This is a genomic window from Rhodosalinus sp. 5P4 (assembly GCF_041365695.1).
In the GTDB taxonomy this organism is placed as follows: Bacteria; Pseudomonadota; Alphaproteobacteria; order Rhodobacterales; family Rhodobacteraceae; genus Rhodosalinus.
The window spans coordinates 75,949-100,106 of the sequence record NZ_JBGFSJ010000002.1 but is presented as its reverse complement, the minus strand read 5'-3'; the positions used below and the strand labels follow the sequence as shown (position 1 = coordinate 100,106).

Below are 24,158 nucleotides of genomic sequence, written 5' to 3'. Positions count from 1 at the left end.
GTCAGCCGAGCACCCGGACGTCGGCGGACGGGACGGACCGGAGCGCGACCAGCAGATCGGTCAGCCGCTGCGCCGTGACCTCCCCTTGCAGGCTGACCAGAACGGCGCGGCCGTCCTCGCCCAGGCGCGCCCTGACCGCCGCCGCCGCGTGTTCGAGCGCCGTGGCCTCGCCGTTCACGCTGATCGCGTCGGGCGCGAGCCGCACGAAGACCGGCGGCGCGTAGCCCGGCATCGCGCCGCGCGCCGCGGCCGCGAGCGGCAGCTCCCCGAAGCGCGTGAAGGTGGAGGAGAGCATGAAGAAGAGCAGCAGCAGGAAGATCACGTCGATGAGCGGCGTCAGCGACAGCCGGCGGCGCCGGAAGCCGGGCGCGCTACGCATGGGCCACCCCCGCGACGTGAGCCGCGGCCTCCGGCGCGGGGTCCGGGCCGAACCCCGGGCGCAGGAGCACCTCCAGCGCCTCGTCCGAGAGAGCGCGCTCCGCGGCCACGCGGGATTCGAGATAGGTGAGGCAGAGCGCCGTGGGCATCGCCACGCCGAGGCCCACTGCGGTGGTCAGCAGCGCCACCCAGATCCCCCCGGCAAGCGCCGAGGGATCGACGGCCGCCCCGGCCGCCTGCAGGGCCTGGAACGCCTCGATCATCCCGAGCACCGTGCCGAAAAGGCCGAGAAGCGGGGCGAGCTGAACGACGGAATCGAGCAGGCGGAACCCCGACTCGAGGCGCGCGAGCCCGGCGTCGATCTCGGCCAAAAGGCGGGAGCGGGCTTGGCCGGCCCCCTCGCCGAGCGCGCGGGCGAGCACGGGGGACAGGTGGCTCGGGCTTCGCGCCAGGGCGGCCCGCGCGGCGGCCTCCGCGCCTGCGTCCGCATCACGGAGCGCGCGGCCTCGTGCCGGCCCACGCCGAGGCCGCGGAACTGCCAGAGCTTGGCCAGCACGACGGCGAGCGCCACGATCGAAACTCCGCCGAGGAGCGCCACCACCGGGCCGCCAAGCGCCACGGCCTCGCGCAGGCCGGCCAGGAGTTCAGCCAGCGCGCTCATCCCGACACCTCGAGATCCGCGCGGCTCTCCAGCCGCAGGTGCTCCATGCAGACGCCGGCCTCGAGGCCCGCGCCCGAACAGTCCTCCGCCGCGTTCACGAGAACCCGCCCGAGCGCCGCGCACTCGGCGCCCGGCAGGTCGAACTGGCGCACCCGGGTCCGCCCCTCCGGCACCGACTGAAAATCGAAGAGGGACAGCCGCTCCACCACGCCGCCGGCGTCGAAGACCACGGTCTCGAGGACGAGGGCATCGAGATCGGCGCCCAGCGCGTTGTCCACCACGAAGGTCAGACGGCAGGCGCTTTCCGTCTGCGTCAGCGTGTTGAGCTCCAGCCGGAGCGATCGGTCGGTCTCCCCTTCGCTCGCGGCCGCGGCGCCTGCAATGGCCAGGGAAACAAGCAGGGTCGGGACAAACTGTCGTATCACCAGTCGAACTCCTTCGTGAGCGCGATCTTGAAGGTCCGGCCCGGCGCGTTGTCGAGCTGCAGGTTGGGCCGGTAGGTGGCGTCCGTGACGTTCTCGACGGCGAGGTTCACCGTCATGCCCTCGAGCGGCCCGGAGTCGGGCGTCCAGTCGAGGAAGAGGTGATGGGTGACATGGCTGTCGCCGCTCGTCTCGGCCGAGGCGGTGGTGCTGCTGTTCGCCCAGTTGCCCCGCCACCCGAGGCGGAGGCCGCGTTCCGGCAGCCTGGTGCCCAGCGTTAGCGAGAGGGTGTCCGCGGGCGTGTCGGTCAGCGTTTCGCCGGTGCTCTCGTCCTCCGAACGGACCAGCGAATAGGCGGCATTCGGGAACCAGCCCTCGGCATCGTAGGCGCCCTCGAATTCGAGGCCCCAGATCCGCGCGCTGTCGACGTTCGAGAAATGGGGCACCGCCGCCTGTCCGGTCGTCGGCCCCGTCGCGCGCGGCGTCGTGGCGATCAGGTCGCGGATCGAGTTGTTGAAGGCCGTCGCCTTGACTTGCAGGCTGTCGCCCTCGTTCAGCACGTCGAACCCTTCGTAGGCGAGGCCGATCTCGACCGTGGTGGCGATCTCGGGGTCGAGGTTCAGGCTCGGCGTGCGCGGACCGAAGAAAAAGGGCCCGCGCTGCACCTCTCCTTCGCTCGAATAGAGCTCGTCGAGCGTCGGCAAGCGCTCGGTCCGGGCGAGAGATCCGAAGACGGACCACGCGTCGTTCAGCTCGTACATGACGGCGAGCTTCGGCGAGACGGCAAGCTCCTTCGTCGCGCGCGCGCCCGCCGCCTCGGCGGCGGCGCCGGGATCCTGGAACGCCTTTTCCAACCGAAGCCCCGGGATGAGGGTCAGCCGGTCGTTCCAGCTGAATTCGCCCTGCGCGTAGATCGCGGCGCGGCTGTCCGCGCCCTCGGGATGGAAGGGCAATGCGCCCAGGGAAGAAGACGCCGTGCGCTCCTGCTGCGAGAGCTGCGTGCCGAAGGTCAGGTAGTTCTCCCACGCGCCGCTGCCGAACTCGATGGTGTTCTCGGCCTTGAGCGAGAGGGGCTCGTAGGCGGCATCGTTATCGCAAAGGACAAGGAAGATGCCCGGCGCGCAGAGGAAGCCGGCGGAGAAGTCGCGCTTCTCCACCTCGGTGTTCGACCACGACAACGTCACGTCGAGGTCGAGCCATGGGTTGCCTGCACCTTGGTGATCCCACGACAGCGTCACCGTGTCGTCGAGGCTGCGGATTTCGGCCGTGCCGAAGCCCGCCACGGCGGAGGCGCCCGTCTGCGCCACAACCGTGTCGGCCAGATCGCCGTCGGTGCGCGACCACGACAGGCGCAGCGACTGGTCGTCGTTCTGCCCGAAGTGGAAGGTGCCCTTCACCAGCCCGGACCAGCGTTGATAGGCGGTGCCGTCCAGCGTGGTGCCGTCGCCGTCTTCCACGTCGTCCGACGTGGCGCGGTTGAGCGCGAAGAGCAACTCGGCGTTCTCGTTGGGCCGCGCGTCATAGATCAGCCCGCCCCGCCATGCGTTCCCGTTCGAGCCGTAGCCCGTGGAGAAGCGCAGCGCCCCCGTCTCTCCCGGCTCGAGGAAGTCCGAGGCATCCTTGGTGGTGAAGTTGATCACCCCCCCCCCGATCGCGCCCGAGCCGTAGAGGGTGGAGGAGGCGGGGCCGCGCAGGATCTACACCCGCTTGTAGAGCGCCGGGTCGCCGAGGAAGGACCCGGTGCGATACTGCTCGAAGAACTTGGGCGTACCGTCCACGGTGACGATGATTCGTGACTGGCTCGCGGTCTGTTCGGTGTTGCCGATGCCCCGGATGTTGAACGCCTCGCCCAGAAGGCGGCCGGAGCCGCCGGTCTCGACCCCCGGGACCGTGTCGAAGAGCTCGCCCACGGTCGTCGCCTGTTCGCGGTCGATGTCCTCCTGTTCCAGCACCGTCACCGCCTGCGGCGTATCGATCGCCACCTTCTCCGTGCCGGCGCCGAGAACCAGTCGCCCGAGCGGCGTGAAACCGCCCTCCGTCTCCTGCGCCGAGACCTGCCCCCCGAGCACCGCGGCCAGCGCCGTCGCGGCAGCGCCCCAGAGCAGGCGCACTTTGCCCGTTCTCATCCTTTCCCTTCCTTTTTCCAGGTGCGGGTCGGGATGGCGTCGGGCTGGCGTGACCGCGTCGTGCAATTCTTACTTGATGTGTCAGGAATGCAGCCTTACGAATCCCGACTGAAACAGTCAAGAGAAGTCCGCGCCCTCGAGCCGCCGCCAGAGCAGGTCCGGACGACGAGAAAGGGCGGACCCCATGAGCGAAACATCCCGTATTTCCCCCGATGCCATCCTTGCGGCGCGCGCCGAGCGGCCGAAACTGCGCGCCCGCGATCTCGCGGCGGCGCTGCGCGTGCCCGAGGCCGCCCTGCTCGCGGCCGAGACCGGCCGCGCGGCGACCCGGATCGCGGCGCACCCGAACGCTCTGATGCCCGCCGTGACGGAGCTTGGCGAGGTCATGGCGCTCACCCGCAACGAAAGCGCGGTGCATGAGCGGGTGGGCAGCTATCTGGAGTATCATCCCGGCGAGCACGCGACGATGGTGCTCGGCCCCGAGATCGATCTGCGCATGTTCCCCAAGCACTGGGCCCACGCCTTCGCGGTGACCGAGGAGACGGGGGCCGGCCTCCGGCGCAGCCTGCAGGTCTTCGACGCCGCCGGCGACGCGGTCCACAAGGTGCACCTGAAACCCGCCTCGGACATCGCGGCCTTCGATCGCCTCGTCGCCACGCTCGCCACGGGCGACGAAAGCCGCGAGTTCGACGTCGCGCCGCGCACACCGCCGGAGGGCGCGTGGATCCGCGAGGACAGGATCGACATCCTGCGCAAGGAGTGGGAGCGGATGACCGATACCCACCAGTTCCTGCGCCTCGTCTCCAAGCTCAAGATGAACCGCCTGGGCGCCTACCGCGCGGCCGGCGCACCCTATGTCGAGCCGCTCGCCCCCGAGGCCGTCACCGCGATGCTGGAGCACTGCGCCGCCGAGGGCATCGAGATCATGCTCTTCGTGGGCAATCCGGGTTGCATCCAGATCCACGCCGGAACGATCCACACGCTGACCCCGATGGGCCCCTGGCAGAACGTGATGGACCCGCGCTTCAACCTGCATCTGCGGGCGGATCACGTCGCCGAGGTCTGGCGCGTGTGGAAGCCCACGCAGCGCGGGCCCGCGATCTCGGTCGAAGCCTTCGACGAGGAGGGGCGGCTCATCCTGCAATGCTTCGGCAAGCGCAAGGAAGCCGAGCCCGTGGCCTGGAACGCCATGGCCGCCGAGCTCGCCCCGGCCGAGACCGCGGAGGCGACGGCATGACCATCCGACCCACCGGCCTCGCCGCCGCGTTCGCCCTCCTCTGCCTCCCGCTCGGCGCCGCCGCGGCGGAGCGCATCGTCGCGGTGGGCGGCTCGGTCACCGAGACCGTCTTCGCCCTCGGCGCGGGTGATCGCCTCGTCGCGCGCGACACGACATCGACCTGGCCGCCCGACGCTGAAGCCCTGCCCGACGTGGGTTATGTCCGGCGGCTCTCGCCGGAGGGCGTGCTGTCGGTCGCGCCGGACCTCATCCTCGCGGAGGAAGGCGCCGGCCCGCCCGAGACGGTCGAACTTCTGGCCGCGGCCGAAATCCCGTTCGTCACGATCCCCGACGCCAGCGACGCGGAGGGCGTCGCCCGGAAGGTCGAGGCGGTGGGCGCGGCCCTCGGCCTTGACGACAGGGCGGCGGCGCTCGCCGCGTCGATCCGCGCGGACATGCGCGCGATCCGAGAACGCTCGGAAGACATCGGCGAGCCGGCACGCGTGCTCTTCCTGCTGTCGGCCGAGGGCGGACGGCTCATGGCGTCGGGCAGCGGCACCGCGGCCGATTCCATGATCCGCCTCGCGGGGGGCGAGAACGCGGTCACGGGCTTCGAGGGCTACAAGCCGCTCACCGACGAGGCGGTGCTCGCCGCGGCGCCCGACGTGGTGCTGATGATGGAGGGCCGCGCGGGCCATGGCGGCGCCGGGGTGCTGTCGCACCCGGCCCTCGCCGCCACGCCCGCCGGCCGAGACGGCCGGCTGGTCGAGATGGACGGGCTCTATCTTCTGGGATTCGGCCCGCGCACGGCCGAGGCCGTCGCCGATCTCCACGCCGCGCTCTACCCGAACGGGAGCTGAGCCATGGTCGCCATCGCCGAGGGCGCGCCTCCTGCCGCGGGCGACCGCAGCCTGCTCGCACGGCGCGCCACATGGGGGCTCGTCGCGCTGGCCCTTCTGACGAGTTGGGCGTCGCTCGCCACGGGGACGGCGGGCGTGTCGCTGACCGACGCCCTCGCCCGTGTCGTCTCGGGCGAGGGCCTGACGCTGCAGGAAAGGATCGTGATCCTCGAGATCCGCCTGCCGCGCCTCACCACGGGTCTCCTGGTGGGCGCGGCGCTGGCGGTCTCCGGCGCGGTGATGCAGGGGCTCTTCCGCAACCCGCTCGCCGATCCGGGGCTCGTCGGCGTCGGTGCCGGGGCCGGGCTTGGGGCGGTGTCGGCCATCGTGTTGGGGGGCCTGCTGCCGCCGGCGATCGCCGCGGCCACCGGCATCTATACCGTGCCGGTCGCCGCGTTCCTCGGCGGATGGGCCGCGACGATGGTCCTTTACGGCGTCTCCACCCGCGCGGGGCAGACCTCGGTGGCCACGATGCTCCTGGCGGGGATCGCGCTCGGCGCGCTCGCCGGCGCGGCGACGGGCCTTCTGGTCTACGTCGCCGACGACCAGCAGTTGCGCGACCTCACCTTTTGGGGGCTCGGCTCCCTCGCCGGCGCGGCCTGGCCGAAGCTGGCCGTGGCCGCGCCGATCATGCTCGCCGCGATGGCCGGGACGCTCTGGCTCGCGCGCAGGCTCAACGGTCTCGCGCTCGGCGAGGCGGCCGCGGCGCATATGGGCGTGCCGGTGCAGCGGATGAAGAACCTCGCCATCCTCTCGGTCGCCGCGGCGACGGGCGCGGCGGTGGCCGTCTCGGGGGGCATCGGGTTCGTGGGCATCGTCGTGCCGCATCTCCTGCGTCTCGCCACGGGGCCGGACCACCGCCGCCTTCTGCCCAACGCGGCGCTTCTGGGCGCGAGCCTGCTGGTGGGCGCCGACATGCTGTCGCGCACGGTCATCGCACCGGCCGAACTTCCGATCGGGATCATCACCGCGCTTCTGGGAGCGCCGGTCTTCCTGTGGATCCTTCTGCGCCGGCGCGGCGTGCCGGACCTGTGAGGCGCGCATGATCGACGCCTCCAGCCTCACGGTCACGCTGGGCCGACGCCGGGTTCTCGACGGCCTCGACTTCCGCGCCATGCCCGGCGCGCTGACCGCGATCGTCGGGCCGAACGGCTCGGGCAAGACCACCCTGATGCGCGCGCTCACCGGCGAGATCGCGGCGGAGGGGCGGCTCTTGCTCGAAGGCGAGGACCCGCGAAAGCTGCGCCCCTGGCAGCTCGCGCGGCGGCGCGGGGTCCTCGCGCAGTTCACGCGGCTGGCCTTTCCCTTCACGGTGCTCGAGGTGGTGCGCTTCGGCGCCGAGGCGGGCGGCCAGGCGGGCGCGGGGGCCACCGCGCGCGCCCGCGCGGCGCTCGCGCGGGTGGACCTTGCGGGCTACGAGGGCCGGCACTACCAGGAACTCTCGGGCGGCGAGCAGGCCCGCGCCCAGCTCGCCCGCGTGCTCGCCCAGGTCTGGGAGCCGGTGGCCCCCGAGGGCCCCCGTTGGCTGTTCCTCGACGAGCCGGTGGCGAGCCTCGACATCGCGCACCAGCTCCAGGTGATGGAGCTGGCCCGCGATTACGCCCGCGCAGGCGGCGGCGTGGTCGCGGTGATGCACGACCTGACGCTGACGGCCATGTTCGCCGATCGCGTCACGCTGCTGCAGGAGGGCCGCGTCGCGGGCGAAGGGGCGGCCGGCGAGGTTCTCCGGCCCGAAATTCTGGAGCAGGTCTACGGCTGCCGTCTCGATGTCGTGGAACTCTCGGACCCTGCCCGCCTGATCGTGACGCCGCGCACCGGCCCGCGCGCGCCTCGTCATGCTCCGGCGGATGGCGGCGAGATCGTCCCGGAGGCCGCGTGCCCGGCGCGTTCGGGGTAACGTCGCGCGCGACGGCATGGCCGCATCGCCCCCCCCCCCCCGCCGCGCGCGCAGGCGGGCGGAACGCGGACGGCATCACCGCACCACGTGCACCGAGCAGCTTGCGTGGCGGACGATGCGCGCCGCGTGGGGGCCCAGAAGGTAATCCCGGAAATCCGGCTTGTGCGCGCCCACCACGATCAGGCTGGCGCCGTCGGTCTCCGCCACGTGAAGGATTTCCTGGTAGGCGTTCCCGGTGGCCACGATGTGGCGGACCTTCTTGTTGGCCTCCGCGCCGAGCGCGGCCTCGGCAAGCGCGTCGAGCCTGCGGCGCGCTTCCTGCACCGCCTTGTCGTGATGCGACTTGTCGAAATAGCTGCCGACCACGCTCATGCCGTAATCGGGCACCACCGTGATGACGTCGAGCTGCGCGCCCTCCATCTCCGCGAGGCGCGCCGCCACCTCCAGCACGTGGCGGTCGCGGTTTTCGTTGCTGATGTCGACGGCGCAGAGAACGGGGCCGGTCATGCGGGGACCTCCTGGCGGGTCATGCGCGCGCGCTGCAGAAGCGCCAGGAAGGCGAGCAGCACGAGCGCGGGGATGAACATGAGTTCCTTGGGCATCTGGTCGGCCGGCGCCTTGACGCTGTCGATCGTCATCGGCCGCTCGGCGTAAAAATCGAAGTCCAGGAAGGTCTGCGCGTAGGGCGTGCCGAACATCGGCTCCTCGAAGCTCACGCGGCCGTCCTCCAGCGGCACGAGCGCGAGGCCCGCCTCGGCGAGGAGGTCCTCGCCCGGCGCGTCGCGCGCCACCGGCAGGACAAGCGTCGTCTCGGTGATCTCGCCGGTGTCGAAGTCCGGGCCCGAGACGACGATGCGGAGTTCTTCGCCCGGATCGGCCTCCTCGACCGCCTGCGCGAGATTGGCGGGATCCAGCATGCGGAAGGGCGGCTGGATGCGGTCCATGAAGAAATCCGGACGGAAGAGCGCGAAGGCGATGAGGATCAGCGCCACGCTTTCATGGATGCGGTTCTTCGTGAGGAACCAGCCCATGGTGCCCGCCGTGAAGACGAGGATGGCGACCGTGGCGACGATCGCCGTCACGATCCCCTGCACGAGGGTCACGTCGATCAGCAGAAGATCGGTGTTGAAGATGAAGAAGAAGGGCAACGCCACGGTGCGGAGCGAGTAGAAGAAGGCGGTGAAGCCGGTGCGGATCGCGTCCCCGCCCGACACGGCGGCCGCCGCGAAGCTCGCCAGCCCCACGGGCGGCGTCACGTCCGCCATGATCCCGAAGTAGAAGACGAAGAGATGCACCGCGATCAGCGGCACGATGAGCCCCGACTGCGCGCCAAGCTCGACCACCACGCCCGCCATGAGCGAGCTTACCACGATATAGTTGGCGGTGGTGGGCAGCCCCATGCCGAGCACGAGCGACAGAAGCGCCACCATCACCAGCATCAGCACGAGATTGCCGCCCGAAAGGAACTCCACCAGCTCGGACATCACCTGCCCCACGCCGGTGAGCGTCACGGTCCCCACGATGACGCCCGCCGTCGCGGTGGCAAGGCCGATGCCGATCATGTTGCGCGCGCCGTCGATGAGCCCCTGGAGAAGGTCCAGCACGCCCCACTTCAGGCGGTCGGCCAGATCGCTTTCACCGCGGAACACCGCCTTGAGAGGGCGCTGCGTCAGCAGGATGACGAAGAGGAGCATGGTCGCCCAGAAGGCCGAAAGCCCCGGCGATTTCTGCTCGATCATCAGGAAATAGACGAGCACGACGATGGGCAGCAGGTAATAGAGGCCCGACTTGTAGATCTCGCCCACGACCGGCAGCCGCACGTCCTCCGAATTCGGATCGTCGGGCTCGAGGTCGGGGCTCTGGGCGGCGAGCCACAGAAGCGCCAGGTAGGCGAGGAACAGAAGGGCCGACAGGACCCAGCCCGCGCCCTCGGGCACGAGAGCGGTGATCCAGCGCACCGGGAATTGCACGCCGTAGCAGAGCGCCGCGAACCCGGCGAAGAACGCGGCCATGCCGCCGATCGTGCGCCCGAGCGAGACCACCCGGTCGCCGAGCGTGGGCATGTTCTGCTTCACCGCCTCCAGATGCACGATGTAGACGAGCGCGATGTAGCTGATCGCCGCGGGCAGGAAGGCGTGGGTGATCACCTCCACGTAGGAGATGCCCACGTATTCCACCATCAGGAAGGCCGCGGCGCCCATGACGGGCGGCATGATCTGGCCGTTCACGGAACTCGCGACCTCAACCGCGCCGGCCTTCTCGCTGGTGAAGCCCACGCGCTTCATCAGCGGGATGGTGAAGGTGCCGGTGGTGACCACGTTGGCGATGGACGAGCCGGAGATGAGCCCGGTGGCCGCAGATCCCACGACCGCGGCCTTGGCCGGCCCGCCGCGCAGGTGGCCCAGCGCGCCGAAGGCCATCTTGATGAAGTAGTTGCCCGCGCCCGCCTTCTCCAGCAGCGCGCCGAAGAGCACGAAGAGGAACACGAACTTCGTGGAGACGCCGAGCGCGATGCCGAACACGCCTTCCGACGTGATCCACATGTGGCTCATCGCCTTCTGCAGCGACGCGCCCTTCCAGCGGATCACCTCGGGCACCCAGGCGGAGGCCCCGAAGAAGACATAGGCCAGGAAGATCGTGGCGATGATCGCCATCGCGGGGCCCAGGGCGCGCCGCGCGCCCTCGAAGAGCAGCAGAAGCCCGACGAGCGCGAACCACTTGTCCGTGTCGTCGGCAAGCCCGCCGGACTGCACCACCTTCTCGTAGAAGAAATACCCGTAAAGCGCCGTGAAGGCGCCGACGGAGGCCATGATCCAGTCGTGGATCGGCACGTAACGGCGCGGACTGGAGCGGAAGGCGGGATAGGCCAGGAAGGCGAGGAAGATCGCGAAGGCCAGGTGGATCTGGCGCGAATTGTTGATGATGTCGCCCGGAAGGACGTAGTTGGCGAGCGGCGAGGCCAGCAGCACCTGGAAGACGGACCAGCTGAGCGCGACCGCGGCGATCAGCAGCGCCACGGCGCCACCCGGGTTCCGGGCGCCCGCGTCGCTGGAGGCCACGAGGTCCTGAAGTTCCTCCTCGGTGAGCGGGCCGCGGGCCTCTTCCCTCTGGCTCATCCGTGCATCCCCCTGCTGGCGGGCGCGTGTGCCCCGCTCTTGTCGTTCGGATCGGCAGGGCGCGGGACCGGCCCGCGCCCTGCCGCAGCGGCCGTCACTCGATCAGGCCGGCCTCGCGGTAGTACTTCTCGGCCCCGGCATGAAGGGGCGCCGACAGACCGTCCTTCACCATCTCCTCCTTCTTGAGCACGGAGAAGGCGGGATGCAGGCCGGTGAAGTCGCCGAAGTTCTCGAACACGGCCTTGACCACGGTATAGACGGCCTCTTCCGACACGTCGGCGGAGGTCACGAAGGTGGCGCCGACGCCGAAGGTCGTGACGTCCGCGTCATTGCCGCGATACATGCCGCCCGGGATGGTCGCCATGCGGTAGTAGGGACGCTCGGCGACGAGCTCGCGGATCGTCTCGTTGTCGACCTGCACCAGCACCGAGTCGCACGCCGTGGTGGCTTCCTGGATAGACCCCGAGGGGTGACCCACGGTGTAGACCATCGCGTCGATCTGGTTGTCGCAGAGCGCGGCGGACTGTTCGGCCGCCTTCAGTTCGGTGGCGAGCTCGAAATCATCGGTGGTCCAGCCCATCGCCTCCATCACGACTTCCATGGTGCCGCGCTGGCCGGAGCCCGGGTTGCCGATGTTGACGCGCTTGCCCTTGAGGTCCTCGAAGGTCGTGACGCCCGCGTCGGCGCGCGCCACCACGGTGAAGGGTTCGGGGTGCACGGAGAAGACCGCGCGCAGGTCCTCGAACGGGCCCTGCTCCTCGAAGCGGGAGGAGCCGTTGTAGGCGTGATACTGCCAGTCCGACTGCGCGACGCCGAATTCCAGCTCGCCCGCGCGGATCGTGTTGATGTTGTAGATCGAGCCGCCGGTGGACTCCACCGAGCAGCGGATGCCGTGCTCGCGCCGGTCCTTGTTCACGAGCCGGCAGATGGCGCCCCCGGTCGGGTAGTAGACGCCGGTCACGCCGCCGGTGCCGATGGTGATGAAATCCTGCGCGAAGGCCGCGGGGGCCATCAGTGCCGCGGCGACCGCCCCGGCGATGGTGAGTCTGGCTTTGTGGAACATCACAGTCTCCCTCTTGGTTGATGTCGTCTTTCGGGGTGCGCTCAGCCGTCTTGGACTTCGTCCAGACGGCGGTTGCGCGCTTCGACCTCCTCGATCCGGCGGCGCGCCTCCGCGCCGCCCCGTCGGGCCACGAGCCCCATGATCGCCTCCAGCAAGAAAAGCGTCGACGTGTAGGAGGTGAAGAAATTCGGCCCCTGCCCCGGCACGATGAACGAATGCGTGGCGTGCGGCAAGGCCGGACAGGCGTGGGTGTCGGTCACGACGATGACCGCCGCGCCCTGCTCGCGGGCGAGCGCGGCGGCGCGCAGCGAGGCCGTGGCGCAAGGCGGCTTGGTCACGACGAGCACCGCGTCCTGCGGCCCCAGCCCGGCAAGCGCCGCGCCCATCGACCCGCCCGCCCGCGCCGCGAGCGTCCAGCCGGGCGACAGGAACTGCGCCGTGTAGGCGACATGCTCGACGACGCCCGAGGAGCCCAGCGCGCCCACCAGGACGACGCGGCGCGCGCCGTGCAGCACCTCCGCCGCGGCTTCGAGCCGGGCGGGCGCGAGCGTCTCGCCGAGCCTGCGGATATTGGCGGAACAGGCCTCCATGTGGCTTTCGAAGAACGCCGCGGCGCCACCGGCGCGGGCGTCGCACATGAGGCCCGCGCGTTCCGAGAAACGGCTCATCCGGCGGTCGAGCGTGCCGCGCATCTCCTCGCGCAGCGCCTCGAAGCTGTCGTAGCCCACCGCGCGCGCCATGCGCGAGAAGGCGGCGGGCGAAACGCCGCTGTCCTGCGCGACCGCGCGCAGGCTCCGCGAGGTCGCCGCCACGGGATTGTCGATGACGTAGTCCGCCGCCTGTTTCAGCGTCGCGCTGAGCGCGGTGTAGGACTCGGCAAGCCGCGCATCGAGAGGCTCCTGCACGCGTCCGCTCCCCCATGCAAACCGTCACGCCCGGATTTGTTCCATTTCGTTTCACGTCTTGTCAACATGTGACGCATGTGTTTCGCTTCTCCCTTGCATGCCATAGTCAAAAGCGGCCCGATCCAGTGTCCCACATCTTTCCGCGCGCGCCCCGCTCCCTGCCGCCCACCGCCGTCCGCGGCGAGGGCGTCTATATCTACGACAGCACGGGCAAGGCCTATCTCGACGGCTCGGGCGGCGCGGCGGTCTCCTGCCTTGGCCACGGCGACCGTGACGTGGCCGAGGCGATCCGCCGCCAGTCCGAGACGCTGGCCTTCGCCCATACCGGCTTCTTCACCTCCGAGCCCGCCGAAGCACTCGCGGACCGGCTCGCGGCCCATGCGCCGCCGGGTCTCGATCGGGTGTATCTCGTCTCCGGCGGCTCCGAGGCCGTGGAGGCGGCGCTGAAACTCGCGCGACAGTATTTCCTCGAGATCGGCCAGCCCGAACGCCACCGCGTCATCGCGCGCCGGCAAAGCTATCACGGCAACACGCTCGGCGCGCTCGCCACGGGCGGCAACGCATGGCGGCGCGCGCCCTTCGCGCCGATGCTGGTGGAAACGAGCCATATCGCGCCCTGCTACGCCTACCGCGACCGGCGCGACGACGAGAGCCTGGAGGCCTACGGCCTGCGCGTGGCCGACGAGCTCGAGGCGGAAATCCTGCGCCTCGGCCCCGAAACGGTGGCGGCCTTCGTCGCCGAGCCCGTGGTGGGCGCCACGGCCGGCGCGGTGCCCCCTGTGCCGGGCTATTTCGCCCGCATCCGGGAGATCTGCGACCGCCACGGCGTTCTGCTGATCCTCGACGAGGTGATGTGCGGCATGGGCCGCACGGGCAGCCTCTTCGCCTGCGCGCAGGAAGGGATCGCGCCCGATATCGTGACCATCGCCAAGGGGCTCGGCGCGGGCTACCAGCCGATCGGGGCGGCGCTCTGCACCGGCGCGATCTACGACGCGATCGTCGCGGGCTCCGGTTTCTTCCAGCACGGTCACACCTACAACGGCCACCCCACCGCCTGCGCCGCGGCCGACGTGGTGGTGACGAAACTCACCGAGGGCGGGCTGGCCGAGCGCGCGGGCACGATGGGCGGCAGGCTGCGCGATGCGCTCGAGGCCGCCTTCGGCCAGCATCCGAACGTGGGCGATATCCGGGGCCGCGGGCTTTTCCTGGGGATGGAGTTCGTGCGGGACCGCGAGACGAAGGAACCGTTCGACCCCGACTTCGGCCTTCACCGCAAGCTCAAGGCGGCGGCCTTCGATGCCGGTCTGATCTGCTACCCGATGGGCGGCACCATCGACGGCCGCCGCGGGGACCACGTCCTGCTCGCCCCGCCCTTCATCATCGAGGACGACCACGTGGGCGAGATCGTGAAAAAGCTAGGCCGCGCCCTCGACACGGTGCTCTGAGCCGGGGCCCGCGCGGTCCGCCAGGCGCCTGCCGTCCTTCCCGTTTCGTCCGCGCCCACCGCGGGCCCGTTGACATTCCAGTCACTGGAAGCCCCATCTATGGCTCGAAGACGAAGCCGGAAGAGGGCACCATGACGAGCACCGAAGCGCTGACACTGTCGATCGATGGCATGAACTGCGCCTCCTGCGCGGGCCGGGCGCAGCGCGCGCTCGAGGCCGTGCCGGGCCTGTCGGACGTCAACGTGAATTTCGCCACCGGTCAGGCACGGCTGTCGGTCGCCGATCCGGCCACCGTTGCGGCCGCGGCCGACGCGCTCGAAGCCGCGGGCTATCCCGCCCGCACCGAGACGCGGACTCTCACCGTGGACGACATGTCCTGCGCGTCCTGCGTGGGGCGGGTGGAACGCGCGCTCGCGGCCGTGCCCGCCGTGCTGGAGGCGCGCGTGAACCTTGCCGCCGGGACCGCGACCGTCACGATGCTCGAGGGCGCGGCATCCGCCGACGATCTCGTGCGCGCGGTGGCCGAGGCGGGATACGACGCCACGCCCGAGGACGCCGAGGCGCGCGAAAGCCGGGGCGCCCGCCGCGACGCGGAGGCACGCGAAACCGGGCGCCGCGCGATCCTGGCCGCGGCGCTCACGCTGCCGGTCTTCCTGATCGAGATGGGCGGCCACGCGATCCCCGCGATCCACCATTTCATCGGCCAGACGATCGGCCACCAGGCCAGCTGGCTTTTGCAGTTCGCGCTCGTGACGCTCGTGCTCGCAGGGCCGGGGCGCGGCTTCTACCGGCGCGGCTTTCCCGCCCTCATGCGCGGGGCGCCCGACATGGACAGCCTCGTCGCGCTGGGCACGTCGGCGGCCTACCTCTATTCCGTCGTCGCCACCTTCGCACCCGGGCTTCTGCCCGAAGGCGTGCGCGCGGTCTATTACGAGGCGGCGGCGGTCATCGTCACCCTCATCCTGGCGGGCCGCTACCTCGAGGCGCGCGCCAAGGGCCGTGCCGGCGCGGCGATCGAGCGGCTTCTGGGGCTTCAGCCGCGCACCGCCCGCGTCTTGCGCGACGGCGAGGTGGAGGAAGTGCCCGTCGAACGGATCCGCGCGGGCGAGATCCTGGTGGTGCGCCCCGGCGAGCGCATCGCCACCGATGGCGAGGTGACGGAGGGCGGGGCGCGCGTCGACGAAAGCATGATCACCGGCGAGCCGGAGCCCGTCGGCAAGGGCCCGGGCGACACCGTCACCGGCGGTACGGTGAACGGCACCGGCAGCTTCCGTTTCCGCGCGACGCGGGTGGGCGACGACACGACGCTGTCGCAGATCGTCCGCATGGTCGAAGAGGCGCAATCCGCCCGCCTTCCGGTACAGCGCCTCGTGGACCGCGTCACGCTCTGGTTCGTCCCGGCCGTGATGGCGGCGGCGGCGGTCACGGTCGCCGCGTGGCTGATCTTCGGCCCCGCGCCGGCGGTCACGATGGCGTTGGTGGCGGGGGTCTCGGTCCTCATCATCGCCTGCCCCTGCGCCATGGGGCTGGCCACGCCGACCTCGATCATGGTCGCCACCGGCCGCTCGGCCGAGCTCGGCGTCTTCTTCCGCAAGGGCGACGCGCTCGAGACGCTGGGCGGCGCGAAGGTGGTCGCCCTCGACAAGACCGGAACCATCACCGAGGGGCGGCCCGAGCTGACCGACCTGATCCCGGCCGAGGGCGCGACGCGCGCGGAGGTGCTGGCCCTCGTGGCGGCGGCGGAGGCCGGGTCGGAGCATCCGGTGGCCGACGCGATCCTCAGGGCCGCGCGGGCCGAGGGGCTGCGCCTCGCCGACGCCGAGGATTTCGAGGCCATTGCGGGCCACGGCATCCGCGCCCGGGTCGACGGCCGCGACGTTCTGGTGGGCGCCGACCGGCTGATGGCGCGGGACGGCATCGACACCCGCCCCCTCGAAGCGGAGGAGAAAAGGCTGGCCGAACGCGGGCGGACCGCTCTCTTCGCGGCCGTCGACGGACGGCTCGCCGGCGTTCTGGCCGTGGCCGACCCGGTGAAGCCGACGAGCGCCGCGGCCATCGCCGCGCTGCGCGCGCAGGGCCTCGAGGTCGCCATGATCACCGGGGACAAGCAGGAGACCGCCGAGGCCATCGCCCGCGAAACCGGCATCGACCGGATCGTGGCCGGCGTGCTGCCCGGCGGCAAGATCGACGCGATCGACGGGCTGCGCGCCGGCGGGCGCCGCGTGGCCTTCGTGGGCGACGGGATCAACGACGCGCCCGCGCTGGCCCATGCCGACGTGGGCATCGCCATCGGCACCGGCACCGACGTCGCCATCGAAAGCGCCGACGTCGTGCTGATGTCGGGCGACCTGGGCGGTGTCGCCACCGCCTTCGACATGTCCCGGCGGACGATGCGCAACATCGCCCAGAACCTCTTCTGGGCCTTCGGCTACAACACCGCGCTCATTCCGGTCGCGGCAGGGGTGCTCTATCCCGCCACCGGCCTTCTGCTGTCGCCCGCGCTCGCGGCGGGGGCCATGGCGCTGTCGTCTGTCTTCGTTCTGATGAACGCCCTGCGGCTCAAAAGGGTCCGCCCCGCGACGCCCGGCGCCGGGAACACGGCAAGGCCGCGGCCCGCCCCGCAACCCGCGCCGGCCGAATAGCGTTGCGGCGGGTCAGGCGCCCGCCGCCGTCTCGTCCTGCCCGCGCTCTTCGAGGAGATGGGTGAGCCAGTCCGGATCCATCTCGGGCACCGACGAGAGCAGGAGTTCGGTGTACTCGGCATGCGGGGGCGACAGGATGCGGTCCTTCAGGCCCTGCTCGACCACGCGGCCCTGATACATCACGACGATCTCGTCCGATATCGCCTCCACGGTCGCGATATCGTGCGTGATGAACAGATACGAGATGCCCCGCTCCTTCTGAAGCCGCATCAAGAGCTTCAGGATCCCCTCCTGCACGATCTGGTCGAGCGCCGAGGTGACCTCGTCGCAGATGATGATCTCCGGCTCGGCGGCCAGCGCGCGGGCGATGCAGATGCGTTGCTTCTGCCCGCCGGAGAGTTCGCCGGGAAGCCGGTCGTAGAACCCCGCATCGAGTTCGATCTGCTCGAGCAGCTCCACCACGCGACGCTCGAGAGCCTGACCCTTCAGCCCGTGGTAGAAGGTCAGCGGCCGGCCGATGATCTCGCCCACCGTCTGGCGCGGGTTCATCGCCGTGTCGGCCATCTGGTAGATCATCTGGATGCGGCGCAGCTGCTCCTTGCTGCGCTGCTTGAGTTCCGGCGGCAGCGCCTCGCCCTCGAACAGGATCTCGCCCTTCGAGGGCGGCAGCAGCCCGGTGACGACCTTCGCCGTGGTGGACTTGCCCGAACCCGATTCGCCCACCAGCGCCACGGTGCGGCCGCGCGGCAGGTCGACGCTGATGTCGTGCAGAACCTTCACCTTGTTGCCGTAGGCCGCGTCCACGCCCTGGATCGACAGGACCACGTCCTCGGACGGTTCGGCGGGCTTCCGGAGGCTCCGCACCGACCAGAGGCTTCGGGTGTAAGCTTCCTTCGGGTGCTCCAGCATCTCGCGGGTGGGCGCCTCCTCCACCTCCTCGCCGTAGCGCAGCACCTTGATGCGGTCGGCCATCTGCGCGACGACGGCGAGGTCGTGGGTGATGTAGATCGCGGCGGTGTCGAACTCGTCCACGATCCTGCGCATGGACATCAGCACCTCGACCTGCGTCGTCACGTCGAGCGCGGTGGTCGGCTCGTCGAACACGATGAGGTCGGGACGGCCCGACATCGCCATGGCCGTCATCACCCGCTGAAGCTGCCCCCCCGACACCTGGTGCGGGTAGCGGTCCCCGATCCTGTCGGGCTCGGGAAGCTGAAGCTGGGCATAAAGCGCCTTGGCGTCGGCGATGGCCTCGGCTTCGGTCTTGAGGCCCTCGCGCACCGCTGCCGCCACGGTCTGCTCGATCAGCCGGTGCGCGGGGTTGAAGGAGGCGGCGGCGGACTGCGCGACATAGGTGATCCGCGTGCCCCAGAGCTTGCGGCGCCTGCGTTCCGGCATCGCCAGCAGGTCCATGCCGTCGAAGCGCACCGAGCCACCCGCGAAGCGCACGCCGGAGCGCGCGAACCCCATGGCGGCGAGGCCGAGGGTGGACTTGCCCGCACCCGATTCGCCGATGAGGCCAAGCACCTCGCCGCGATGCAGCGTCAGGTCCACGCCCTTGATGATCGGGTTCCATTTCTCGTCCGCGAAGCCCTCGATCTTCAGGCCGCGGATCTCCAGCAGCGGCGCGCCATCCTGGTCGGGCGTGGGCGTGGCCTTGGCGTCCGTCGTGTCGGAAAGCTCAGTGTTCATCGCGCAACCCGCTTGTCTTGTGAAGGAACCAGTCCACCACGAAGTTGACCGCCACCGTCAGCAGCGCGATCGCCGCCGCCGGCATCAGCGGGGTGAGCCCGGCCTTCAGATCGAAGCGCGCGAACTGGATAAGGTTCGCCGTCTCGCGCACCATCGTGCCCCAGTCGGCGGTGGGCGGCTGGATGCCGACGCCGAGGAAGGAGAGCGCCGCGATGGTCAGGAACACGAAGCAGAACCGCAGGCCGAACTCGGCCACCAGCGGCGGCATGATGTTGGGCAGGATCTCGCGGCGCATGACCCAGCCGAGCCCCTCGCCCCGCAGCCGCGCCGCCTCCACGTAGTCCATGACCGCCACGCCCACGGCGACCGAGCGCGCCAGCCGGAAGACGCGGGTGGAATCGAGCACCGCGATGATGAGGATGAGCGACAGCGCCGAGGAGCCGAAGATCGACAGCAGCATCAGCGCGAAGATGAGCGACGGGATCGCCATCAGCACGTCCACGCCGCGGCTGATGACCTGGTCGAGCCAGGAGCGGTTGATCGCGGCGATCAGACCCAGCGACACGCCGATCGCGAACGCCAGAAGCGTCGTGATGAAGGCGATGCCGATGGTGTTGCGCGCCCCGTAGATCAGCCGGGTGAGGATGTCGCGCCCGATCTGGTCCGTGCCCAGCGGATGCTCCGCGCTCCAGGGCGCGTAGGACTGTGCCAGAACTTCCGCCTCGCCATAAGGGGCGAGCCACGGCGCGAAGATCGCCACGAACGCGTAGATCAGGATGATGCCGAGGCCCAGAAGGGCCGTCGGGGGGGCCTTCCGGAGCTCGATCCACATCCGTTCCCGGCGCGAGCGGCGGGTGCGGAGCTGAGCGACCTCGCCTGCCGCCGAGTAGCTTTTGGTCTGGTCGGTCATTTGGCGTGCAGAAGCCTCGGGTTGGTGACGATGCCGATGATGTCGGCGATGAGATTGAGAAGGATGTAGGTCGCCGCGAAGATCAGCGCGCAGGCCTGCACTACCGGGATGTCGCGCGAGCTCACCGCATCCACCATGAGCTGGCCGATGCCCGGGTAGACGAAGACCACCTCCACCACGACCACGCCGACCACGAGATAGGCGAGGTTGAACGCGATCACCGCGGCGATGGGCGCCCAGGCGTTGGGAAGCGCGTGGCGCAGGATGACGCGGCGCGGCGGCTCCCCCTTGAGGCGCGCCATCTCGATGTAGGGGCTGGCGAGCAGGTTGATGATCGCCGCCCGCGTCATGCGCATCATGTGCGCCACGATCACCAGCGTCAGCGTCAGCGCGGGCAGCGCGGTGGTGTAGACGCGGTCCCAGAGCGGCATGTCGCGGCCCACGTCGGCGAGGCTCGGGAAGACGGGCCAGAGCGTGCTGAGCAGCAGGATGAGGATGTAGGCCACGAAGAACTCCGGAAAGGAGATCGTGGTCAGCGTCGCGGTGCTTACCGTCTTGTCGTAGAGGCTGTTGCGCTTGAGCGCCGCGGTGATGCCGAGAAAGAGCGCGAGCGGCACCGCGATCAGCGCCGTCATGCCCGCCAGGAAGAGCGTGTTCGCCAGCCGCGGACCCACCAGATCGGCCACGTCGCGGGAGCGGTCGACGCCAGAGGCCGCCCGCCCCGAGAACGACGTGCCGAGATCACCCTGCGCGAGCGCGCCGACCCAGTCGAAATACCGGATCACCGGCGGTTGATCGAGGCCGAGCTCCCGGCGGAAGGCCGCCACGGTCTCCGACGTCGCCGCCTGGCCGAGCACCGCCTCGGCGAAGTCCCCGGGCAGCATCTGCACCGACGCGAAGATGACGATCGACACGATGAACAGCGTGAGCAGGCCCAGCGCAAGGCGCTGAAGGACCGTCCGCAAGACCGGATGCATGGGCCGATATTCCCCCTGTCTGCCAACCCGCGCCCCGCGCCGCGCCGTTTCGAAACGGGTTCTCTCGGCTGCGGGGCCTTGCTATGCTATCCGAGCAACGCGTGCCTGCCAACCTCGGCATCCGCGAAGAATACTTCTAAAGACAATATCCAGGGAGACGACACATGAAGAACCGTTTCATCGAGCTGCAACGCGCGCGCTTGCGCCGGGGACGCCTTTCACGGCGGGAGTTCATCTCGTCGCTGATGGCCGCCGGCGTGGTGCTGCCCGCCGCTGTCGGCATGGCCGACACGGCGATGGCGATGACGCCCAAGCGCGGCGGCGACCTCAAGATCGGGATGGGCCACGGCTCGACCACGGACAGCCTCGACCCGGCGACCTACGAGAACGGGTTCATGCTGAACCTGGGCTATCTCTGGGGCAACTCGCTGACCGAGGTGGCGCCCGACGGCACGCTGCGCGGCGATCTCGTCGAGGGGTGGGAAGCCACGCCCGACGCCGCGACCTGGCGCTTCCCGATCAAGCAGGGCGTCACCTTCCACAACGGCAAGACGCTGACGGTCGAGGACGTGATCGCCTCGCTCAACCACCACCGCGGCGAAGACACGAAGTCGGCGGCGAAGGGCCTGCTGGCGGACGTGGTGGAGATGACGGCCGAGGGCGACACGCTCGTCGTCACCCTGGCGTCGGGCAACGCGGACTTCCCGTTCATCCTGTCGGACTACCACCTGCTGATCATGCCGTCGCAGGACGGCGCGATCGATCCCACCGCGGCCATCGGCACTGGGCCCTACAAGATCGAGACTTTCGAGCCCGGCGTGCGCGTGATCGGCACCCGCAACGACGACTATCACGTCGAGGACGCGGCCTGGTTCGACACGGTCGAGATCCTGTCGATCGTCGATCCCACCGCGCGCCAGAACGCGCTCATGAACGGCTCGGTCCACCTGATCGACCGGGTCGACCCGAAGACGGCGAACCTCCTGGGCCGCGCGCCCAACATCTCGATCCTCGAGAAGACGGGCTACCTGCACTACACCTTCCCGATGCGGGTCACCATGGCGCCCTTCGACAACTACGACCTGCGGATGGCTCTGAAGCTGTCGGTGAAGCGGCAGGAACTGGTCGACAAGATCCTGATGGGCTACGGCAGGGTGGGCAACGACCACCCGCTGTCGCCGGCGGTGCCCTTCCACGCCGAGGGGCTGAACCAGCGCGAGTTCGATCCCGATCAGGCGGCCTTCCACTACAAGAAGTCGGGCCACAGCGGGCCGATCCAGCTCTCGGCCTCGGACGCGGCCTTCGCCGGCGCGGTGGACGCGGCGCAGCTCGTCGCCGCCTCGGCCGCGGAGGCGGGGATCACCGTCGAGGTCGTGCGCGAACCCTCGGACGGCTACTGGTCGAACGTCTGGAACAAGAAGGCATGGTGCGCCTGCTACTGGGGCGGCCGGCCAACGGCGGACTGGATGTTCTCCTCGGCCTACGTTGAAGACACCGAGTGGAACGACACCGACTGGCGCACCACCGAGGCCGCGCAGACCTTCAACGGCATCGTGGACGAGGCCCGCGCCGAACTCGACCAGCAGAAGCGCGCCCAGCTCTACTTCGAGGCGCAGCGCCTGATCCACGACGACGGCGGCGCGCTGGTGCCGATGTTCGCCAACTACATCATGGGCGTCTCGAACGATCTGGCCTACGGCGAGGCGGTCGCGGCGAACTGGGAGCTCGACGGCGGCAAGGCGAGCCAGCGCTGGTGGATGGCCTGATCGCCTGAGACCGGTTCCGACCGATCCGAAACCACGCCCGGCGGCCAGCACCGCCGGGCGTTTTCCGTTCCGGCCTCAGGCGGCGATGCCCTGCATCGCCGACAGGAAGCGCGCCACCTCGGCCACGCTGTTGTAATGGCACATCGAGACGCGGATGCAGTCGGCCTGGCCGAGCGGGCCGAGGATGTTGCCGGAATAATGGTCGTCCTTGCGGATGTGCACGCGGATGCCTTCCGCGCCCAGCGCCGAGACGACCTCGGCCGAGGGCCGGCCCTCCACCCAGAAACACACGAGCCCCTCCCGCGCCGGGTTCTGCGCGCCGCCCACGATCCGCACCCGCTCCATCGCGTCGAGGCCCGGCAGGTTGTCCGCGCCGAAGAGCATCGCGTCGGTGAGCGCGCGCTCGTGCGCGTGGATCGCCCGCGCCGCCGCTTCCAGCCGGGCGCGCGGCCCGGTTTCGCCCGACACCTGCCCGCCCAGCCAGTCGAGATAGCCGACCACGTCGGAGAGGGTGGCGTATGCGCCGGTGTCGCGGGTGCCGAGCTCCCACTGCTCCGCCGGGCCGCCGACGAGGCATTCATGCGGCAGCGCCGCCAGCCGGTCGGAGAGCCACGCCACGCCGTAGCCGTGCCGCGAGAACATCTTGTAGGGCGAGATCGCATACCCGTCGACGCCGGCCTCGGAGAGGTCGATGGCGCCATGGGCGGCGTGCTGGATGCCGTCCACGACGATCACGCAGTCCGGCGCGACCTCCCTGATCGCGGCGGCGACGCCCGCGATGTCCACGCCCATGCCGGTGACGGGCGAGGTATGCACGATCGTCGCCACACGCGTTTCCGGCGTGAGCGCGGCGCGGTAGGCCTCGGGCCCCACGGTCCCCGTGGCGTCGTCGTGCGGCACGAGAACATGCGCCAGCCCGGCGTGCCCGGCCCAGTGCGCCGCCGCGCTCCGCGAGGCGGGGTGCTCGAGCGTGCTGCCCAGCACCTGCCCGCCGCCGGGCGCGGCCATGCAGGCGGTGCGGATCATGCGGAACAGCATCTCCGTCCCGCTTTCGCCGACGACGATCTGCCCCCCCGGCGCGTTCAGAAGCCGCATCATGTCCGCCCGCGCCGTCGCGATCACGCGCATGAGTTCCGCCGAGGCCGGGTTGTCGCGCCCCTGGTTGTCCGGGATCGCGGCGAACCGCGCGGAGGTCTCGGCCACCGATTTCAACGTGAGCGCGCCGCCCGCGTTCTCGAAAAAGACGCGCGGTCCGGTGAAGGGGCATTCCTCCACATGTGCGAAGCGCGCGCGGACCTCTGAAAGCAGTTCGGGCGGAAAGGCGGACATGCGGCAAGGCTCCTTCGGGTTGTCGTTGGCGGTCCTCGTACCGGGCCGCCCGGCGGCGCGACCTCTTTGGGACGTCGGCGCGAGAGATTCAATTGCAGGATACATGCCGTGAGGTAAACTAAGCGCGGTAGCCGCGGGGGCTCGTGCCACAAACGGAACGAGGCCACCATGATCCACCGCGCGCCGCTCCTTTTCTCCGCCCCGCTCATGATTGCTACCCCCGCCTTCGCCCAAGAGGCGGCGGATCGAATCTTCCACGGCGGCCCCGTTCTCACCATGCAGGACGACCGGCCCCGCGCCGAGGCCGTCGCGGTGCGCGACGGCGATATCCTCGCCGTGGGGACGGAGGCGGAGGTGATGCGCCACCGTGGCCCGGAAACCGATATGGTCGATCTCCCCGGGCGCGCTCATCCCCGGGCTTCGTGGACGCCCACGGCCATGTCTTCATGATCGGGGTCCAGGCGCTGTCCGCCAACATGCTGCCCGCGCCCGACGGGGAGGTGAACGACATCGCCGCGATGCAGGCGGTGCTGGCGGAATGGGCGGGGAGAAACCCGGGTCGGGTGGATCGCGCCGGCCTAATCATCGGTTTCGGCTACGACGACGCGCAGTTCGCCCAACAGCGCCACCCCACCCGCGACGAGCTCGACGCCGTCTCGACCGAGCTGCCGGGGATCGTGATCCACCAGTCCGGGCACAGCGCCACCGTGAACT

At 70.2% G+C, this 24,158-nt stretch carries 20 protein-coding genes and 2 pseudogenes; 9 read left to right on the top strand and 13 right to left on the bottom strand.

The features are described 5' to 3' along the window. Nucleotide 1 precedes the first annotated feature (1 nt). The 5 genes and pseudogenes from AB6A69_RS03380 to AB6A69_RS03360 all read right to left on the bottom strand — a co-directional run bounded on the left by AB6A69_RS03380 (nucleotide 2) and on the right by AB6A69_RS03360 (nucleotide 3,587). Nucleotides 2-379, bottom strand: a complete 378-nt coding sequence (locus tag AB6A69_RS03380; RefSeq protein WP_371059705.1) for a biopolymer transporter ExbD — start codon at nucleotides 377-379, stop codon at nucleotides 2-4. Continuing rightward, nucleotides 372-1,039: pseudogene (locus AB6A69_RS03375) on the bottom strand (MotA/TolQ/ExbB proton channel family protein). Before AB6A69_RS03375 ends, AB6A69_RS03380 begins: the two are co-directional and overlap by 8 nt. After that, nucleotides 1,036-1,464, bottom strand: a complete 429-nt coding sequence (locus tag AB6A69_RS03370) for a hypothetical protein (protein WP_371059703.1) — start codon at nucleotides 1,462-1,464, stop codon at nucleotides 1,036-1,038. The pseudogene AB6A69_RS03375 and the gene AB6A69_RS03370 overlap by 4 nt, the downstream one beginning before the upstream one ends. Further along, complete coding sequence (locus AB6A69_RS03365) at nucleotides 1,461-3,101, bottom strand: TonB-dependent receptor domain-containing protein (protein WP_371059702.1); 1,641 nt, start codon at nucleotides 3,099-3,101, stop codon at nucleotides 1,461-1,463. The genes AB6A69_RS03370 and AB6A69_RS03365 overlap by 4 nt, the downstream gene beginning before the upstream one ends. 57 nt (nucleotides 3,102-3,158) lie before the next feature. Further along, nucleotides 3,159-3,587 (bottom strand): TonB-dependent receptor plug domain-containing protein, encoded by a 429-nt coding sequence (locus AB6A69_RS03360; RefSeq protein WP_371059701.1) that lies wholly within the window; start codon nucleotides 3,585-3,587, stop codon nucleotides 3,159-3,161. A gap of 184 nt (nucleotides 3,588-3,771) precedes the next feature. Between AB6A69_RS03360 and AB6A69_RS03355 the strand changes: the two genes are divergently transcribed. Genes AB6A69_RS03355 through AB6A69_RS03340 form a run of 4 tightly spaced genes read left to right on the top strand, consistent with a single transcriptional unit; the run spans nucleotide 3,772 to nucleotide 7,599 of the window. Continuing rightward, the gene (locus AB6A69_RS03355; protein WP_371059700.1) at nucleotides 3,772-4,824 is read left to right on the top strand and encodes a hemin-degrading factor; all 1,053 of its coding nucleotides are present in this window, start codon (nucleotides 3,772-3,774) and stop codon (nucleotides 4,822-4,824) included. Next, nucleotides 4,821-5,663, top strand: a complete 843-nt coding sequence (locus tag AB6A69_RS03350) for a hemin ABC transporter substrate-binding protein (protein WP_371059698.1) — start codon at nucleotides 4,821-4,823, stop codon at nucleotides 5,661-5,663. The genes AB6A69_RS03355 and AB6A69_RS03350 overlap by 4 nt, the downstream gene beginning before the upstream one ends. Nucleotides 5,664-5,666: 3 nt before the next feature. Next, nucleotides 5,667-6,737 carry a FecCD family ABC transporter permease gene (locus tag AB6A69_RS03345; protein ID WP_371059697.1) on the top strand — a complete coding sequence of 357 codons (1,071 nt, stop codon included), beginning with the start codon at nucleotides 5,667-5,669 and terminating at the stop codon, nucleotides 6,735-6,737. Nucleotides 6,738-6,744: 7 nt separating this feature from the next. Beyond that, nucleotides 6,745-7,599 carry a heme ABC transporter ATP-binding protein gene (locus tag AB6A69_RS03340; RefSeq protein WP_371059695.1) on the top strand — a complete coding sequence of 285 codons (855 nt, stop codon included), beginning with the start codon at nucleotides 6,745-6,747 and terminating at the stop codon, nucleotides 7,597-7,599. 75 nt (nucleotides 7,600-7,674) lie between these two features. Here the strand turns inward: AB6A69_RS03340 and AB6A69_RS03335 are convergent, their stop codons facing one another. From AB6A69_RS03335 to AB6A69_RS03320, 4 genes are all read right to left on the bottom strand, one after another. Then, on the bottom strand, nucleotides 7,675-8,106 hold the full coding sequence (locus AB6A69_RS03335; RefSeq protein ID WP_371059693.1) for a universal stress protein: 432 nt from the start codon (nucleotides 8,104-8,106) through the stop codon (nucleotides 7,675-7,677). Further along, on the bottom strand, nucleotides 8,103-10,715 hold the full coding sequence (locus tag AB6A69_RS03330) for a TRAP transporter permease (protein ID WP_371059692.1): 2,613 nt from the start codon (nucleotides 10,713-10,715) through the stop codon (nucleotides 8,103-8,105). Before AB6A69_RS03330 ends, AB6A69_RS03335 begins: the two co-directional genes overlap by 4 nt. Before the next feature lie 94 nt (nucleotides 10,716-10,809). Then, entirely contained in the window at nucleotides 10,810-11,778 is a 969-nt protein-coding gene (locus AB6A69_RS03325) for a TAXI family TRAP transporter solute-binding subunit (protein WP_371037158.1), read from the bottom strand. Nucleotides 11,779-11,819: 41 nt separating this feature from the next. After that, a complete protein-coding gene (locus tag AB6A69_RS03320; protein WP_371059690.1) occupies nucleotides 11,820-12,683 on the bottom strand; it encodes a MurR/RpiR family transcriptional regulator in 864 nt (287 codons plus the stop codon). 125 nt (nucleotides 12,684-12,808) lie between these two features. On the opposite strand from AB6A69_RS03320, the gene AB6A69_RS03315 reads away from it, so the two are divergent. Continuing rightward, nucleotides 12,809-14,128, top strand: coding sequence for an aspartate aminotransferase family protein (locus AB6A69_RS03315; protein WP_371056303.1), 1,320 nt, complete (start codon nucleotides 12,809-12,811; stop codon nucleotides 14,126-14,128). Nucleotides 14,129-14,259: 131 nt separating this feature from the next. Beyond that, complete coding sequence (locus AB6A69_RS03310; RefSeq protein WP_371059689.1) at nucleotides 14,260-16,770, top strand: copper-translocating P-type ATPase; 2,511 nt, start codon at nucleotides 14,260-14,262, stop codon at nucleotides 16,768-16,770. Between the two features lie 12 nt (nucleotides 16,771-16,782). On the opposite strand, the gene AB6A69_RS03305 is transcribed toward AB6A69_RS03310, so the two are convergent. The 3 genes from AB6A69_RS03305 to AB6A69_RS03295 are packed head-to-tail and all read right to left on the bottom strand — an operon-like array spanning nucleotide 16,783 to nucleotide 20,349. Further along, nucleotides 16,783-18,462, bottom strand: a complete 1,680-nt coding sequence (locus AB6A69_RS03305; protein WP_371059688.1) for an ABC transporter ATP-binding protein — start codon at nucleotides 18,460-18,462, stop codon at nucleotides 16,783-16,785. Continuing rightward, entirely contained in the window at nucleotides 18,452-19,372 is a 921-nt protein-coding gene (locus tag AB6A69_RS03300; protein WP_371059687.1) for an ABC transporter permease, read from the bottom strand. The genes AB6A69_RS03305 and AB6A69_RS03300 overlap by 11 nt, the downstream gene beginning before the upstream one ends. Continuing rightward, nucleotides 19,369-20,349, bottom strand: coding sequence for an ABC transporter permease (locus AB6A69_RS03295; protein ID WP_371059686.1), 981 nt, complete (start codon nucleotides 20,347-20,349; stop codon nucleotides 19,369-19,371). Before AB6A69_RS03295 ends, AB6A69_RS03300 begins: the two co-directional genes overlap by 4 nt. Before the next feature lie 164 nt (nucleotides 20,350-20,513). On the opposite strand from AB6A69_RS03295, the gene AB6A69_RS03290 reads away from it, so the two are divergent. Continuing rightward, a complete protein-coding gene (locus tag AB6A69_RS03290; RefSeq protein WP_371059684.1) occupies nucleotides 20,514-22,115 on the top strand; it encodes an ABC transporter substrate-binding protein in 1,602 nt (533 codons plus the stop codon). Nucleotides 22,116-22,190: 75 nt separating this feature from the next. Here the strand turns inward: AB6A69_RS03290 and AB6A69_RS03285 are convergent, their stop codons facing one another. After that, on the bottom strand, nucleotides 22,191-23,444 hold the full coding sequence (locus AB6A69_RS03285; protein ID WP_371059683.1) for an aminotransferase class V-fold PLP-dependent enzyme: 1,254 nt from the start codon (nucleotides 23,442-23,444) through the stop codon (nucleotides 22,191-22,193). A 168-nt stretch (nucleotides 23,445-23,612) separates the two neighbouring features. On the opposite strand from AB6A69_RS03285, the gene AB6A69_RS03280 reads away from it, so the two are divergent. Together AB6A69_RS03280 and AB6A69_RS03275 are read left to right on the top strand one after the other, a co-directional pair. Continuing rightward, nucleotides 23,613-23,894, top strand: a complete 282-nt coding sequence (locus tag AB6A69_RS03280) for a hypothetical protein (RefSeq protein WP_371059682.1) — start codon at nucleotides 23,613-23,615, stop codon at nucleotides 23,892-23,894. Next, nucleotides 23,891-24,154, top strand: a pseudogene (locus tag AB6A69_RS03275) (amidohydrolase family protein); the annotation flags it as partial. The gene AB6A69_RS03280 and the pseudogene AB6A69_RS03275, both read left to right, overlap by 4 nt. Between the last annotated feature and the right edge of the window lie 4 nt (nucleotides 24,155-24,158).